We start from the raw sequence: 14239 nt of genomic DNA, 5'->3' as shown, positions 1-14239 counted from the left end.
ATGAAAGAGATCGTTCGGAGCATAGTTTCCATGGACACCGCGCCCAGGGCTCCCGCCTTCGGGTCCTTCAGGTCGACGATATCGACACCTCCAGAAAGAGCGATCTCCGCCTCTTCGATGCCGGTGACGCTTGCCAGCATTCTGGTCATTTGAACAGTTTCTCCAGTTTGGAGGACAAGACGCTTTTATAGAGGCGGTCGATCCCCCTGCGCCACGTCTCGCCGGTGTTGCCATGCGAATCGATGCTGGCGACCTTCCGCACCGTTCTGGCAGGCGCGAAAAGTCGTCCTATAGGGTTTGATAAATTTTGCGGGTCGGCTAAGTTGATCATGGGCACCTTGACTTGGCGCGGGTCCGGCAACCGTCGAACCTCTGCGCAAGAATGGGTAATTACTATCGATGACGAGCGCGGTGCCAGGCACTCTCGCTGCCTTTTTGTGCTTTTTTTCCCTGACCGTCAACGTTTCCGACGCGACAGGCCAGGAAACGGTGGCGAAGCCGGAAAAAAAGATAACTGAAATCAAGATAGGCTATTTGCGGGCCTACGCACCGCAATTGACGCTTTCCATGCTCGACCTGCCGCCACGTGACGAAGGTGTCGCCGGCGCCGAGGTGGCGATCGGCGACAACAACACGACGGGAAAGTTCACCAACCAGAAATTCAGCCTCGACGTGACCGAGGTCAAGCCCGACGGCGACGCGGTTCAGGCATTCGAAGGCATGATCGCCAAGGGCGACCGCTATGTGGTCGCCGATCTTTCAGCCAAACAATTGCTGTCGATCGCCGACATCGCCCGCGACAAAGGCGTGCTGATCTTCAACGTCGGCGCCACCGACGACAGCCTTCGCGAGGAGGACTGCCGCATCAACGTTTTCCATATCGCGCCGACGCGCAGCATGCTGGCCGACGCGCTGGCGCAGTATCTCATGGTGAAGAAGTGGCCGAATTGGGTGCTGCTCTATGGATCGCATGAGCAGGATCATCTCTACGCCGATGCGCTGCGCCGCGCGGCAACCCGCTTCGGCGGCCAGATCGTCGCCGAGAAGGAATTCAAGGATACCGGCACAGCCAGGCGCACCGACACCGGCGCCACGCAGATACAGCAGCAGATTTCCGTGTTCACGCAAGACGTGCCGGAGCATGACGTGGTGCTTGTCGCCGACGAAAGCGAGGTTTTCGGCACCTACGTGCCCTACCGCACCTGGACGCCGCGGCTGGTCGCCGGCACGGCCGGTCTGGTTGCATCGTCATGGCATCCCGCCAGCGAACAATGGGGCGGCATCCAGATGCAGAGCCGCTTCCTGAAGACGACGAGCCGGCGGATGCTCTCCAAAGACATGTCGGCCTGGACCGCGGTGCGTGCGGTCGGCGAGGCCACCACGCGCACCAAGGGCGACGATGCGAAAAAGATCAGCGACTATATACGCTCTGACGATTTTTCGGTTGCTGCTTTCAAGGGGCAGAAGCTGACCTTCCGCAAATGGAACCTCCAGCTTCGCCAGCCGATCTTGCTTGGCGACACCAAGTCGGTCGTCTCGACATCGCCACAGGAGGGCTATCTTCACCAGGTCTCCGAACTCGACACTCTCGGTGTCGATCAGCCGGAAACGAAGTGCGCTCTCAAGTAGAGTCAATCGGGAGGAATTTGCGTGCAGAAACGAGCTTGCGCATTCGCCATTCTCGCGGCCGGCTTCACGGCCAGCCCGGCATCGGCCTATACGGCTTACGTGTCCAACGAGAAGGACAACACGATGACCGTCGTCGACACGGCGACGATGCAGGTGGTGAAGACCGTCGAAGTCGGCCAGAGACCTCGCGGCATCACCATCTCGCATGACGGCAAATTCGTCTATCTATGCGCCAGCGATGACGACACGATCCAAATCATCGACACCGCGACACTTGAAATCGTCGGTACGCTGCCATCCGGCCCCGATCCCGAATTGTTCGTCCTCTCGCCCGACGGCAAGACGCTTTATGTCGCCAATGAGGACGACAATCTCGTCACCGCCATCGACGTCGAAAGCAAGCAGGTCCTGGCCGAGATACCAGTCGGCGTGGAGCCGGAAGGCATGGGTGTCAGCCCCGACGGCAAGACCATGGTCAACACCTCGGAAACCACCAGCATGGCGCATTTCATCGACACCGGCACGCATGAGGTGACGGACAATGTGCTGGTCGACACGCGCCCTCGCTTCGCCGAATTCAAGCCCGACGGCTCGCAGGTCTGGGTCAGCGCCGAGGTCGGCGGCACCGTCAGCGTCATCGACAACGCCAAACGCGAAGTGGTGAAGAAGATCCAGTTCGCGATTCAGGGACTGCGGGCCGAAACCATCCAGCCGGTAGGCATCGCCATCAGCGCCGATGGCAAGAAAGCCTATGTCGCGCTCGGCCCGGCGAACCATGTCGCGGTGATCAATACCGACACTTATGAGGTGGAAAAATACATCCTCGTCGGCCAGCGCGTCTGGCATCGGGCCTTCACGCCCGACCAGAAAACGCTGATCACCACGAATGGCAATTCCAACGATATCACCTTCATCGACACGGCCACCGACGAGCCGGTCCAATCGCTCACTGTGGGCCAGCAGCCCTGGGGTGTGGTCATTTCGCCCAAATAGCAGACATTGATCATCGGGAGGCTCAAGACATGAAACTTTGCCGTAGGTTTTTCTTCGCCGCGCTCGCCGGATTTGTCCTTGCTCCGATCGTAGCAAACGCCGACGATGCGACGTCAAAACCGTCGCGTGCCAGCAAGAACCTGCCGGAATTGATTATCGGTTCGGCCGATTCCACCTATGCGGTCAATCAGAAGGACTTCGAGCTGATCGCCGGCCAGGGCTATCGCTGGAAGATCACGTCCAAGGGCGGTTTCGAGTACAAGTTCGTGACCGATCTCTTCCGCAATGTCTGGATGGACCAGATCGTCATCAACGATTTGGAAGTGCATATGGACGGCGGACCGGCCTGGCTGGAATTCGACGACGCGGGAACGATCCAGGTGCAGTTCCATACCGTTCGCCCGGGCGAATATACCTGGTCGGTTCCCGACCTTGCCGACAAGGGACTGAAGGGCAAGATTACGATCAAGTAAGACAAAAGGCGATCAGGGGCGCCAATAGGCCAACGCGTCCTGAAGGAGCGATCCGGTATGCAGCATATGAGGACAAGCGGACCGGGAGACGAGGTGGCGGCGCTCGATGTCCGAGCCGTCAGCCATTCCTATGGCCAGAAGCGGGCGCTCAACGACGTCTCCTTCTCGATCGCGCCGGCGACTTTCACCGTTCTGCTCGGCCTCAACGGGGCCGGCAAGACGACGCTGTTCTCACTGATAAGCCACCTCTACGACACGCGTCACGGATCGATCCGCATCTTCAGCCATGACATTCGCCGCGCGTCCGGCGAAGCACTCAGGCGGGTCGGCATCGTGTTCCAGGCACGCACGCTCGATCTCGACCTCAGCGTCTACCAGAATCTCTCCTACCATGCCTCGTTGCATGGCATTGGCGGACGCGAAGCTCGCCAGCGCATTGCCGCGCTGCTGGAAACGGTCGACATGCAGGGCCGCCAGCATGACAAGGCACGCAGCCTCTCCGGCGGTCAGATGCGGCGCATCGAAATCGCCAGGGCGCTGCTGCACCGACCTTCCCTGCTCCTGCTTGACGAGGCGACCGTCGGCCTGGATATCGAATCTCGCGCGGGCATCCTCGCCACCATCCGCAAGCTCGTCCAAGCAGAGGGCATCGGCGTGCTCTGGGCCACGCATCTGATCGACGAAGTCGAAGACGCCGACCATGTCATCATACTGCGGCGGGGTGACCTGGTCGCCAGCGGCAAGGTGTCGGATGTGATCCGTGCGAACGGCGGAAGTTCGATTCGCGAAACCTTTTCGAAGCTCAGCCGCGTCGATGCGGCGGGCATGACGGAGACGTCGCCATGAGCGCCCCTTCGATGCCCGGAAAGGTCGCCGGCATCATGCCGGTGCGGTCCGAGCCATTCGGCCTGCGCCACTATCTCATTTGCCTGAAAGGCGTCGTCCTGCGCGAGTGCCTGCGCTTCCTGCACCAGCGCGAACGCTTCATTTCCTCGCTGGTCCGGCCGCTGGTCTGGCTGTTCATCTTCGCGGCCGGCTTTCGCCAGGTGCTTGGCGTGTCGATCATCCCGCCCTACAAGACCTATGTGCTCTACGAGGTCTATATCACGCCGGGCCTTTGCGGCATGATCCTGCTGTTTTCCGGCATGCAGTCTTCACTGTCGATGGTCTACGACCGCGAGATGGGCAACATGCGCATCCTGCTGGTCAGCCCGTTTCCGCGCTGGTTCCTGCTGGTGTCGAAGATGCTGGCCGGTGTGGCCGTATCGATCGTGCAGGTCTACGCGTTCCTGATCGTTGCCTGGTTGTGGGGCGTCAAAGCGCCGCCACTCGGCTATCTCTATGTTCTGCCGGCACTGTTCCTGTCGGGCATGATGCTTTGCGCGCTCGGCATGCTCTTGTCTTCGCTGATCAAGCAGCTTGAAAACTTCGCCGGCATCATGAACTTCGTCATCTTTCCCGGCTATTTCGCGTCTCCGGCGCTGTATCCCTTGTGGCGCATCCAGGAGGCGAGCCCCCTGCTCTACAAGATCTGCCTCTGCAACCCGTTCACCTATGCCGTCGAACTGATCCGTTTTGCCTTCTACGGGCAGATCGAATGGCTGTCGCTGGGCGTCGTCGCCGGCTGCACGCTGCTGTTCCTGGGCGGCGCCATCATCGCATACGACCCTTCGCGCGGTTTGGTGATCCGCAAACAGGACATGGGAGGAAACGCCTGATGGCGCGAATGAGACTTGTTCACACTCTGGTTCTGGTCACCACGCTTGCGTCGATGGAGGGCGCCGCCGCGGCAAACACCGATCCCGACTGGCCCTGCATGCAGCGTAAGGTGCCACAGCTCTCGCTTGGCCAGATCTGGAATGGGCCGGAGCTTCCGGCGACCGCGAAGGATTGGGCGAAGGATCCAGGCGTGTCGGCGCTTGTCGATGCTGTGGCGGCCCGGCGGACGCCGATTGCACAAGCCCAGAAGGAGATCAAGGATTTCGCGACTTCCCTACCGCCCGAGCAGGTCGCAACCAAAATGACGATGCTGGTGCAGGGAATGTTCGATCACATGGACGCCGAGCGTTCGCACGTGATCTCCGGCATCTCCCGCTATGCCCACAAACAGCTGGAAATGGCGGCACAGTTGCGCAAGGAAGCATCCGAAGTGGACGCGCTGCGCGCCAAGGCCGATGCGGATCCGGACGAAGTAGAACGGCGAACCGATCAACTGAATTTCGCGACGCGAATTTTCAACGAACGCGTCCAGTCGCTGACTTATGTCTGCGATGTGCCGACGATAATCGAGCAGCGGCTTTACCAGTTGTCGAAGACTGTCTCGGAAACGCTCATCGTGAAGAAATAGACCTTGGCCGCCTGTCTCACGACTCTCTGCCAGGCAGCACACGCCAGCGCTGCACGAAATAACCGGGATGCGTCTCGATCCACCTTGCCACCAGCGGCTGCGCCTGCATGAAGGCAGTCCCGGGATTCATCGCCAGACCGTCTACCATTTCCTCGCGTTGTTCGCAGGTCCGCGGTCCATCCGTCAGGCAGACCATCATAACGAGTGTGTAAAGCATTACCCCTTTTCCCCATCGAATTCCCGAACCCATACCCGGGAGAGTTCCGAACAGTCTGCAGGGGTTGCACATACAGATCGCTTACGGTGTGAAAGGACGTGGCCCCCGCTCTTTCGCACTGCAACATAACATATCGCTTATATAATACCAACGAGCGCGGGCGTTCTCCACCGGACTTTCATCCGTTGCGCTCGTGCAGTGTCATCCAGCCTTGTCTGGATACAGCTTTCCGAAAAGGGGCAGGTACATTGCGCCCTTGCGCATCAGGAAATCGTTGAATGTGGCCATCGCCGGCGAGATTGCGTGATCGGTTCGCATCACCGAGAACCATTGTCGGCGGATCGGCATGCCGACAACGTCGAGGATGACAAGCCGGCCTGCCTCGGTTTCCGCAGCGATGGTGTGAGCAGAGATGAAGGCGATGCCCAGACCAGCCATCACCGCCTGCTTGATCGTTTCGTTCGAGGCCATCTCGACACCGAGGTCGTCGATGCGCCCAGGCACGTCGCTCAGGAATATTTCCAACGAGATACGGGTTCCGGAGCCGGGCTCGCGAATAAGGAAATGCTCCTCGGCAATCCGCTCCTTGGAGATATCGCGCGCCGCCACCAAGGGATGGTCGGGCGGCGCGATGATGACCAGCGGATGATCACCGAAGACCGAAGCACGCACCGGAACCTCTTTCGCCGGACGCCCCATCAGCGCGATATCGATGTCGTGGTTCCTGAGGTTGTCGATCGTCTGGGCACGATTGCCGATGGCAAGCCGCATGTCGATGTCGGGATGGTCCTTCATGAACGCAGCCATCAGCCGCGGCGCGAAATATTTGGCTGTGGAAACGACGCCGAGCCTCAAGCTGCCGGTGCGTACGCCCTTGATGGCATCCATCTTGTCTTCGAGCAAACCGAGATGCTCCTCGATAACCTGCGCTGTCTCGACGAAAGCCAGACCTGCGGCAGTGGGACGCATGCCGTCCGACGTTCGGTCGAACAGAGCCAGCTGGAATTCTTCCTCCACTTGTCGCAGTTGGATTGTCAGCGCTGGAGGAGACAGGCCTAACATCTTGGCTGCGCTGACAATTTTGCCGCACTTGATGATTGCCTGGACGGTCTTGAAATGCTTGAGCGTGAGGTTTCTCATGTCGCATACTAAGTTATTTTTACTGACCAGGTAAAGTTATTGAATTTTACTTATCGTGTGACGTTTGTTTCCATTCCTCCAGTCCAGCCGCTCCGAGGAGATGCGGCCGGAGGGGAGGTTACGATGCCAGCGGCAACGCTCGACGCTTTTCTGAACTCCTATCTCGGCCAGCCAGACGAATTCCGCTCGGCCGTTGTGACGACCGTCCGTCAGTTGACACAGGCCGCCATCAAGGTCCGCAACACCATCAACCAAGGGGTGCTCGGCGCCGCCTTTGCCGAGACCCGTGGCGCCAATGCCGACGGCGACGTCCAGAAGGATCTCGACGTCTTCTCCGACGACATCTTCCTCGACGCCATGCGCCGTGCGCCGGTGGCGCTTTACGCCTCCGAGGAGCTGGAGCAGCCAGTCCTGCTCGACAGGCAAGCGCCACTCGCCATTGCGATCGACCCGCTCGACGGCTCTTCCAACATCGACACCAACGTGTCGATCGGAACGATCTTCTCGCTCCTGACCGCAACTGGCGCGCCGGACGCTGATCCGGCCGCCTCTTTCTTGCAGGCGGGCGTGAACCAGCTAGGCGCCGGTTTCTTCATCTATGGGCCGCAGCTGGCACTCGTCCTGTCGCTCGGCAGCGGCACGCATGTCTTCGTCTTCTCGACAAGGCTCGGCACCTTCGTCCAGGCCTATGAAAGCCGGATCATTCCGCAACGCACTCAGGAGTTCGCCATCAACGCCGCCAACTACCGGCACTGGGACGAGGCTGTGCGGCTCTATGTCGACGACTGCCTGGAGGGCACCGAAGGACCGCGCGAGAAGGATTTCAACATGCGCTGGATCGCCTCTCTGGTCGCCGACTGTTACCGCATATTGATGCGCGGCGGCGTTTTTCTCTACCCCGGCGATCGGCGCAAGGGCTATGGTCAGGGACGGCTGCGCCTCGTCTACGAGGCCAACCCGATCGCCTATCTCATAGAGCAGGCTGGTGGTGCCGCCACCGACGCGATCACCCGCATCCTGGAAATCGAGCCCGAGAGCCTGCATCAGCGCGTGCCGATGATCTTCGGGTCGGCGCGGGAAGTCGCGCGCATCACGCGCTACCACACAGAGCCGAGCAACATCGGTGAGCGTGCGCCGCTGTTCAGCCGCCGCGGCCTGTTCAGAGCCTGAGCTGCACCATGTCAGCCAAGCACCCCATCATCACCATCACCGGGTCGTCGGGCGCCGGCACGACCTCGGTCAAGCGCATCTTCGAGCTGATTTTCCGGCGCGAGAACATCGAGGCCGCTTTCATCGAAGGCGACGCATTTCACCGCTACGACCGCGCGGCGATGAAGGCAAAGGTGGCCGAGGAGGAAAAGGCCGGCAACCCGAACTTCACCCATTTCAATGCCGCGGCCAACGAACTCGGAATTCTCGAAGAGGTGTTCGCGGAATATGGCCGTCGCGGAACCGGCAAGACCCGCACCTACATTCATGATGAGGAAGAGGAAAAGCAGCACGGCACGCCACCGGGAACCTTTACCGAATGGCGCGAATTCGCTCCCAGCGACCTGCTCTTCTACGAGGGGCTGCACGGCTGTGTCGTCACCGACACGATCAATCTGGCCAAGCATGCGGATCTCAAGATCGGCGTCGTGCCGGTCATCAATCTCGAATGGATCCAGAAGATCCATCGCGACCGTTCGACACGCGGCTATTCCACCGAGGCGGTGATGGACGTGATCCTGCGCCGGATGCCCGACTATGTCCGCTACATTGTCCCGCAATTCTCGCAGACCGCCATCAACTTCCAGCGCGTGCCGATCGTCGATACGTCCAACCCGTTCATCGCGCGCTGGATTCCGACACCCGACGAATCGATGCTGGTTATCCGCTTCGCCAATCCGCGCGGCATCGATTTTCCGTATCTGCTGTCGATGATCCACGACTCGTTCATGTCGCGGCCAAATTCCATCGTGGTGCCAGGCAACAAGCTCGATCTTGCCATGCAGCTGATCCTGACGCCGCTCATCCTGCAATTGGTTGAACGCAAGAGCCGTGTGTCGTGAGGAGGATGCAATGACCAGCCAAACAGCACTGAAGCCCGTCACCACAACCGCTCTCGTCTCTGAGCGCGACATGGCGAACGCCATTCGCGCGCTGGCGATGGACAGCGTCCAAAAGGCGAATTCGGGTCATCCCGGCATGCCGATGGGCATGGCCGATGTCGCAACGGTGCTGTTCAACCGCTTCATCAATATCGATCCGTCGAGACCGGACTGGCCCGACCGTGACCGTTTCGTGCTTTCAGCCGGCCACGGCTCGATGCTGCAGTACGCGCTGCATCATCTGCTCGGCTACGAAGACATGCAGGTCGAGGAATTGCAGCGATTTCGGCAGCTGGGCAGCCGCACCGCCGGACATCCGGAATACGGCCATGCGCTTGGCGTGGAGACCACCACCGGACCGCTTGGACAGGGCATTTCCACGGCGGTCGGCATGGCGCTGGCGGAACGCATGCTTGCCGCCCGCTACGGTGCCGATCTGGTCGATCATCATACCTATGTGATTGCGGGCGACGGCTGCCTTCAGGAGGGAATCAGTCACGAGGCGATAGATCTCGCTGGTCACCTGAAGCTTTCCCGCCTGATTGTCTTCTGGGACGACAATGCGATTTCCATTGACGGGCCGACCTCCCTCTCCACGTCGATGGACCAGCCGGCGCGCTTCAAGGCCGCCGGCTGGGATGTCCAAAGTGTCGCCGGGCACGACATGGCAGCAGTCGCCGCGGCAATCGAGGCGGCGCGGCGGTCGGATCGGCCATCGCTGATTGCCTGCCGCACAGTGATCGGCATGGGTGCCCCCAATCTCGGCGGTTCGGAAAAGACGCACGGCGCACCGCTGGGTGAAGCAGAGATCGCCGCGACACGCGAAAACATCGGCTGGGCCCACGCGCCGTTCGAGGTGCCGGATGATATCCTTTTCGCCTGGCGCGAGATTGCCGGTCGCGGCGAAGCGATGCGGCGCGCCTGGGAGCAGCGGCTTGCCGCCTCGCCGCGACGCGAGGCTTTTGAAAACGCCGTCGCCGCCGAACTGGCCGACACGGTCTTCGACGCGCTCGAAGCCTTTCGTCGCGAACATGTCGAGAAGGCAACCAAGGTGGCGACGCGAAAAGCCTCCGAAATGGTGCTGGAGGCCATCAACGGCGCAACGGAATTGACCGTCGGCGGCTCGGCCGATCTGACGCACTCGAATCTGACGATCACCAAGGGCATGAACCGCATTGCGCCGAGTGACTATGCCGGCCGCTACATTCACTACGGCATTCGTGAACACGGCATGGCGGCCGCCATGAACGGCATCGCGCTGCATGGAGGGTTCGTGCCCTATGGCGGTACGTTCCTGTGCTTCGCCGATTATGCGCGCGGCGCGATGCGGCTCTCGGCGCTCATGGGCCAGCGCGTCATCTATGTGATGACACACGATTCCATCGGCCTCGGCGAGGACGGCCCGACGCACCAGCCGGTCGAGCACCTGGCGATGCTGCGTGCCACGCCCAATCTCAACGTCTTCCGTCCGGCGGATGTCATCGAAACGGCGGAGTGCTGGGAACTCGCGCTGAAGAGCAAGGATCGGCCGAGCGTGCTGGTGCTGTCGCGCCAGAACCTGCCGATGCTGCGTCGGTCGCACAGTGACGAGAACCGCTCCCGCCAGGGTGCCTACGTCCTGCGCGAACCAGCCGAGCACCGTGCCGTCACCCTGATCGCCACCGGCTCGGAGGTCGAGATCGCGGTTGCTGCCGCCGAAAGGCTGGAGACCGAGCATGGCGTCGCCGCCGCCGTCGTGTCGATGCCGTGCTGGGAGCTTTTCGAGGAGCAGGAAAGAGCCACCCGCAAGGCCGTCCTCGGCTCGGCGCCGCGCGTCGCGGTCGAAGCGGCAGCCCGGCTGGGCTGGGACCGCTGGATCGGCGAGACCGGCGCTTTCGTCGGCATGACCGGCTTCGGCGCCAGCGCCCCTGCCCCCGACCTCTACCGGCATTTCAACATAACGTCCGAAGCGGTTGCTGCAGCGGCGCTGAAGCTCATCATCTAGGAGGATTCACAATGGCTCGCATCACCCTTCGCCAGCTTCTCGACCATGCCGCCGAGCACGGCTACGGCGTACCGGCATTCAACATCAACAACATGGAACAGGGCCTCGCCATCATGGAAGCGGCCAAGGCCTGCGACGCGCCTGTCATCATCCAGGCTTCGCGTGGCGCCCGGACCTATGCCAACGACATCATGCTGGCCAAGATGATGGAGGCGCTGACCGAAATCCACCCAACCATCCCGCTATGCATCCATCAAGACCACGGCAACAGCGAGGCCACCTGCCTTTCCGCGATCCGCCACGGCTTCACCTCGGTGATGATGGACGGATCCTTGATGGCGGACGCCAAGACGCCGGCAAGCTACGACTACAACGTCGCCATAACCGAACGCGTCGCACGTATGGCGCATTGGGTCGGCGCTTCCGTCGAAGGCGAACTGGGCGTGCTCGGCTCGCTGGAAACCGGCCAAGGCGAGGCCGAGGATGGCCACGGCGCCGAGGGCGCGCTCTCCCACGACCAGCTCCTGACCGATCCCGATCAGGCGGTCGACTTCGTGACCGCAACCCAAGTCGACGCGCTGGCGATTGCCTGCGGCACCTCGCACGGTGCCTACAAATTCACCCGCAAGCCGGACGGCGACATCCTGGCCATGCAGGTGATCGAGGCGATCCACGAGAAGCTGCCCAACACGCATCTGGTCATGCACGGCTCTTCCTCTGTGCCGCAGGAGTTGCAGGACATCATCAACAGATACGGCGGCGAGATGCCCCAGACTTTTGGCGTCCCGGTCGAGGAGATCGAGCGCGGCATCCGCTACGGCGTGCGCAAGGTCAATATCGACACCGATTGCCGCATGGCCATGGCCGGGCAGTTCCGCCGCGTCGCGACGGAAGACCCGCGCGAGTTCGATCCCCGCAAATTCCTGAAGCCCGCCATGGATGCCTTGCGCGACCTTTGCCGGGACCGCTTCGAGCGTTTCGGTACGGCGTCCAACGCCTCGAAGATCAAGGTCATCGCCATGGACGAGATGGCGAAACGTTACGCCGCGGGAAAACTCGACCCCCAAATCGCAACCGCGAAAGCCGCCTGAGCAACAAACAGGAGACCTGTCATGAACAAGATCGACATACTGCCAGCGGGGACGCTCAAGGAAGGCAAGGAGCGCTACAAGTCAGGGGTCATCCCCTACAAGAAGATGGGCTACTGGGAGCCTGACTACAGGCCCAAGGAAACCGATCTGATCGCCATGTTCCGGATCACGCCGCAACCCGGTGTCGACCACGAGGAGGCGGCAGCCGCCATCGCCGGTGAATCCTCCACCGCGACGTGGACCGTGGTGTGGACCGACCGGCTGACAGCTTGCGAGCTCTATCGCGCCAAGGCGTTCAGATCCGAGCCGGTGCCGAACACCGGTCCCGGAACCAAGACCGAGCAACAGTACTTCGCCTACATCGCCTACGACCTCGACCTGTTCGAGCCGGGCTCGATCGCCAACCTGACCGCATCGATCATCGGCAATGTGTTCGGCTTCAAGGCAGTCAAGGCGTTGCGGCTGGAAGACATGCGTATCCCGGTGGCGTATCTCAAAACCTTCCAGGGGCCGGCGACCGGCATCGTGGTGGAGCGTGAGCGGCTCGACAAGTTCGGCCGGCCGCTGCTCGGCGCAACGACGAAGCCGAAGCTCGGCCTGTCGGGACGCAATTACGGGCGCGTCGTTTATGAAGCGCTGAAGGGCGGCCTCGACTTCGTCAAGGACGACGAGAATATCAACTCGCAGCCCTTCATGCATTGGCGCGACCGCTTCCTCTACTGCATGGAGGCCGTGAACAAGGCGTCGGCCGCCACCGGCGAGGTCAAGGGCCATTATCTCAACGTCACCGCCGGCACGATGGAGGAGATGTACGAGCGCGCCGAATTCGCCAAGCAACTTGGCTCCTGCATTGTGATGATCGATCTGGTCATCGGCTACACGGCGATCCAGTCGATGGCCAAGTGGGCACGCCGCAACGACATGATCCTGCACCTGCACCGTGCCGGCAACTCGACCTATTCGCGCCAGAAGAACCACGGCATGAATTTCCGCGTCATCTGCAAATGGATGCGCATGGCCGGCGTCGACCACATCCATGCCGGCACGGTGGTCGGCAAGCTGGAAGGCGACCCGCTCATGATCAAGGGATTTTATGACACGCTGCGCGAGGAGCGCACGCCGCAGAACCTCGAAACCGGGCTGTTCTTCGATCAGGAATGGGCCTCGCTCAACAAGGTGATGCCCGTTGCCTCGGGCGGCATCCATGCCGGCCAGATGCACCAGTTGATCCACTATCTCGGCGAGGACGTCATCCTGCAGTTCGGCGGCGGCACGATCGGCCATCCGGACGGTATCCAGGCAGGCGCGACGGCCAATCGCGTCGCCTTGGAAGCGATGATCCTGGCCCGCAACGAGGGGCGCGATTATTTGCGCGAAGGGACCAAGATCCTCGAACAGGCGGCCAGATGGTGCACGCCGCTGAAGGCTGCCCTGGAGACCTGGAAGGACGTCACCTTCAACTACGAATCGACCGACACGGCCGACTTCGTGCCAACCGCAACGCCCAGCTTCTAGACGAAAGGAACCGTCGTCATGATGACCAATCCGGGAAACAAGGTCACACAGGGGCAGTTCTCGTTCCTGCCCGACCTGACCGACGAGCAGATTTCGGCGCAGATCAAATACGCGCTGAAGAACCATTGGGCGGTCAGCGTCGAGTACACGGACGATCCGCATCCGCGAAACACCTATTGGGAAATGTACGGCAACCCCATGTTCGACTTGAAAGATCCGGCGGGCATACTGCTCGAGGTCAATGCTTGCCGGAAAGCCTGTCCGAACATGTATGTGCGGGTAACCGCCTTCGATTCGACCAAAGGCTGGGAAGCGCCGCGCATGTCGTTCATTGTCAACCGGCCGCCCAGCGAACCCGGGTTCCGGCTGCTGCGCCAGGAGCGTGACGGCCGCAGCCAGGGTTATTCGATCGTGCCTTATGCGACCGACAGGCCCGAAGGCGAGCGGAGCTAGCCGAACCATGCTGAACGCGATGACAAAGGACGCTGCCGCACAAGACGCGACGGTTGATCTGCAGGCCGAGTTCGAGGCGTCCAACATCGACGAGGTGATGGACAAGCTCGACCGAGAACTCGTTGGCCTGAAGCCGGTCAAGACCCGCATCCGCGAGATCGCCGCCCTCCTCCTGGTCGACCGGCTTCGCCGCAGGTTCGGACTGACATCGGGCGCGCCGACGCTGCACATGAATTTCACGGGAAATCCTGGCACCGGAAAGACCACGGTGGCGCTGAGGATGGCCGAAATCCTGCATCGTCTGGGT

Annotated in this window: 15 protein-coding genes and 1 pseudogene; 13 read left to right on the top strand and 3 right to left on the bottom strand. The window is 61.3% G+C overall.

Annotated features, from left to right (window positions below; all coding sequences use genetic code 11):
• Positions 1-140 (bottom strand): (5-formylfuran-3-yl)methyl phosphate synthase (locus EOA22_RS08780; RefSeq protein ID WP_245478609.1); only part of this gene is annotated, 140 nt, incomplete at its 3' end.
• Positions 141-399: 259 nt separating this feature from the next.
• Here EOA22_RS08780 and EOA22_RS08770 point away from each other — a divergent pair.
• Genes EOA22_RS08770 through EOA22_RS08745 form a run of 6 tightly spaced genes read left to right on the top strand, consistent with a single transcriptional unit; the run spans position 400 to position 5442 of the window.
• Positions 400-1629 (top strand): ABC transporter substrate-binding protein, encoded by a 1230-nt coding sequence (locus tag EOA22_RS08770; RefSeq protein ID WP_063167851.1) that lies wholly within the window; start codon positions 400-402, stop codon positions 1627-1629.
• A 21-nt stretch (positions 1630-1650) separates the two neighbouring features.
• Positions 1651-2622 carry a YVTN family beta-propeller repeat protein gene (locus EOA22_RS08765; protein WP_127389924.1) on the top strand — a complete coding sequence of 324 codons (972 nt, stop codon included), beginning with the start codon at positions 1651-1653 and terminating at the stop codon, positions 2620-2622.
• Positions 2623-2651: 29 nt separating this feature from the next.
• Positions 2652-3095: a hypothetical protein gene (locus EOA22_RS08760; protein WP_013532046.1), complete on the top strand. Its 444-nt coding sequence runs from the start codon at positions 2652-2654 to the stop codon at positions 3093-3095.
• A 57-nt stretch (positions 3096-3152) separates the two neighbouring features.
• The gene (locus EOA22_RS08755) at positions 3153-3941 is read left to right on the top strand and encodes an ATP-binding cassette domain-containing protein (RefSeq protein WP_063167850.1); all 789 of its coding nucleotides are present in this window, start codon (positions 3153-3155) and stop codon (positions 3939-3941) included.
• A gap of 35 nt (positions 3942-3976) precedes the next feature.
• Positions 3977-4813: an ABC transporter permease gene (locus tag EOA22_RS08750; protein ID WP_050580490.1), complete on the top strand. Its 837-nt coding sequence runs from the start codon at positions 3977-3979 to the stop codon at positions 4811-4813.
• 53 nt (positions 4814-4866) lie between these two features.
• The gene (locus EOA22_RS08745; RefSeq protein WP_244514294.1) at positions 4867-5442 is read left to right on the top strand and encodes a hypothetical protein; all 576 of its coding nucleotides are present in this window, start codon (positions 4867-4869) and stop codon (positions 5440-5442) included.
• 16 nt (positions 5443-5458) lie between these two features.
• On the opposite strand, the gene EOA22_RS08740 is transcribed toward EOA22_RS08745, so the two are convergent.
• Positions 5459-5659, bottom strand: a complete 201-nt coding sequence (locus EOA22_RS08740) for a hypothetical protein (protein ID WP_013532050.1) — start codon at positions 5657-5659, stop codon at positions 5459-5461.
• A 201-nt stretch (positions 5660-5860) separates the two neighbouring features.
• Positions 5861-6799 (bottom strand): LysR family transcriptional regulator, encoded by a 939-nt coding sequence (locus tag EOA22_RS08735; RefSeq protein WP_013532051.1) that lies wholly within the window; start codon positions 6797-6799, stop codon positions 5861-5863.
• A gap of 123 nt (positions 6800-6922) precedes the next feature.
• On the opposite strand from EOA22_RS08735, the gene EOA22_RS08730 reads away from it, so the two are divergent.
• The 7 genes and pseudogenes from EOA22_RS08730 to EOA22_RS08700 form a co-directional block, all read left to right on the top strand.
• Entirely contained in the window at positions 6923-7969 is a 1047-nt protein-coding gene (locus EOA22_RS08730) for a class 1 fructose-bisphosphatase (RefSeq protein WP_013532052.1), read from the top strand.
• Positions 7970-7977: 8 nt separating this feature from the next.
• Positions 7978-8850, top strand: coding sequence for a phosphoribulokinase (locus EOA22_RS08725; protein WP_013532053.1), 873 nt, complete (start codon positions 7978-7980; stop codon positions 8848-8850).
• A 10-nt stretch (positions 8851-8860) separates the two neighbouring features.
• Positions 8861-10873, top strand: a complete 2013-nt coding sequence (tkt, locus tag EOA22_RS08720) for a transketolase (RefSeq protein WP_063167849.1) — start codon at positions 8861-8863, stop codon at positions 10871-10873.
• An 11-nt stretch (positions 10874-10884) separates the two neighbouring features.
• Entirely contained in the window at positions 10885-11964 is a 1080-nt protein-coding gene (gene fba, locus EOA22_RS08715) for a class II fructose-bisphosphate aldolase (RefSeq protein ID WP_063167848.1), read from the top strand.
• Between the two features lie 21 nt (positions 11965-11985).
• Entirely contained in the window at positions 11986-13479 is a 1494-nt protein-coding gene (locus EOA22_RS08710) for a ribulose-bisphosphate carboxylase large subunit (protein ID WP_013532056.1), read from the top strand.
• Positions 13480-13497: 18 nt separating this feature from the next.
• A complete protein-coding gene (locus tag EOA22_RS08705; protein WP_013532057.1) occupies positions 13498-13932 on the top strand; it encodes a ribulose bisphosphate carboxylase small subunit in 435 nt (144 codons plus the stop codon).
• A 19-nt stretch (positions 13933-13951) separates the two neighbouring features.
• Positions 13952-14239 (top strand): annotated as a pseudogene (locus tag EOA22_RS08700) (CbbX protein); the annotation flags it as partial.

The organism is Mesorhizobium sp. M7A.F.Ca.US.014.04.1.1 (assembly GCF_003998745.1).
In the GTDB taxonomy this organism is placed as follows: domain Bacteria; phylum Pseudomonadota; class Alphaproteobacteria; order Rhizobiales; family Rhizobiaceae; genus Mesorhizobium; species Mesorhizobium ciceri.
This window is presented reverse-complemented; position numbering and strand designations above follow the sequence as displayed.

What these genes read in the sequence shown, in the direction of transcription:
- EOA22_RS08770 (WP_063167851.1), top strand. Translation starts at nt 400, where the DNA reads ATGACGAGCGCGGTGCCAGGCACTCTCGCTGCCTTTTTGTGCTTTTTT.
- EOA22_RS08760 (WP_013532046.1), top strand. Translation starts at nt 2,652, where the DNA reads ATGAAACTTTGCCGTAGGTTTTTCTTCGCCGCGCTCGCCGGATTTGTC.
- EOA22_RS08755 (WP_063167850.1), top strand. Translation starts at nt 3,153, where the DNA reads ATGCAGCATATGAGGACAAGCGGACCGGGAGACGAGGTGGCGGCGCTC.
- EOA22_RS08750 (WP_050580490.1), top strand. Translation starts at nt 3,977, where the DNA reads ATGCCGGTGCGGTCCGAGCCATTCGGCCTGCGCCACTATCTCATTTGC.
- EOA22_RS08745 (WP_244514294.1), top strand. Translation starts at nt 4,867, where the DNA reads ATGGAGGGCGCCGCCGCGGCAAACACCGATCCCGACTGGCCCTGCATG.
- EOA22_RS08740 (WP_013532050.1), bottom strand. Translation starts at nt 5,659, where the DNA reads ATGCTTTACACACTCGTTATGATGGTCTGCCTGACGGATGGACCGCGG.
- EOA22_RS08735 (WP_013532051.1), bottom strand. Translation starts at nt 6,799, where the DNA reads ATGAGAAACCTCACGCTCAAGCATTTCAAGACCGTCCAGGCAATCATC.
- EOA22_RS08730 (WP_013532052.1), top strand. Translation starts at nt 6,923, where the DNA reads ATGCCAGCGGCAACGCTCGACGCTTTTCTGAACTCCTATCTCGGCCAG.
- EOA22_RS08725 (WP_013532053.1), top strand. Translation starts at nt 7,978, where the DNA reads ATGTCAGCCAAGCACCCCATCATCACCATCACCGGGTCGTCGGGCGCC.
- tkt (WP_063167849.1), top strand. Translation starts at nt 8,861, where the DNA reads ATGACCAGCCAAACAGCACTGAAGCCCGTCACCACAACCGCTCTCGTC.
- fba (WP_063167848.1), top strand. Translation starts at nt 10,885, where the DNA reads ATGGCTCGCATCACCCTTCGCCAGCTTCTCGACCATGCCGCCGAGCAC.
- EOA22_RS08710 (WP_013532056.1), top strand. Translation starts at nt 11,986, where the DNA reads ATGAACAAGATCGACATACTGCCAGCGGGGACGCTCAAGGAAGGCAAG.
- EOA22_RS08705 (WP_013532057.1), top strand. Translation starts at nt 13,498, where the DNA reads ATGATGACCAATCCGGGAAACAAGGTCACACAGGGGCAGTTCTCGTTC.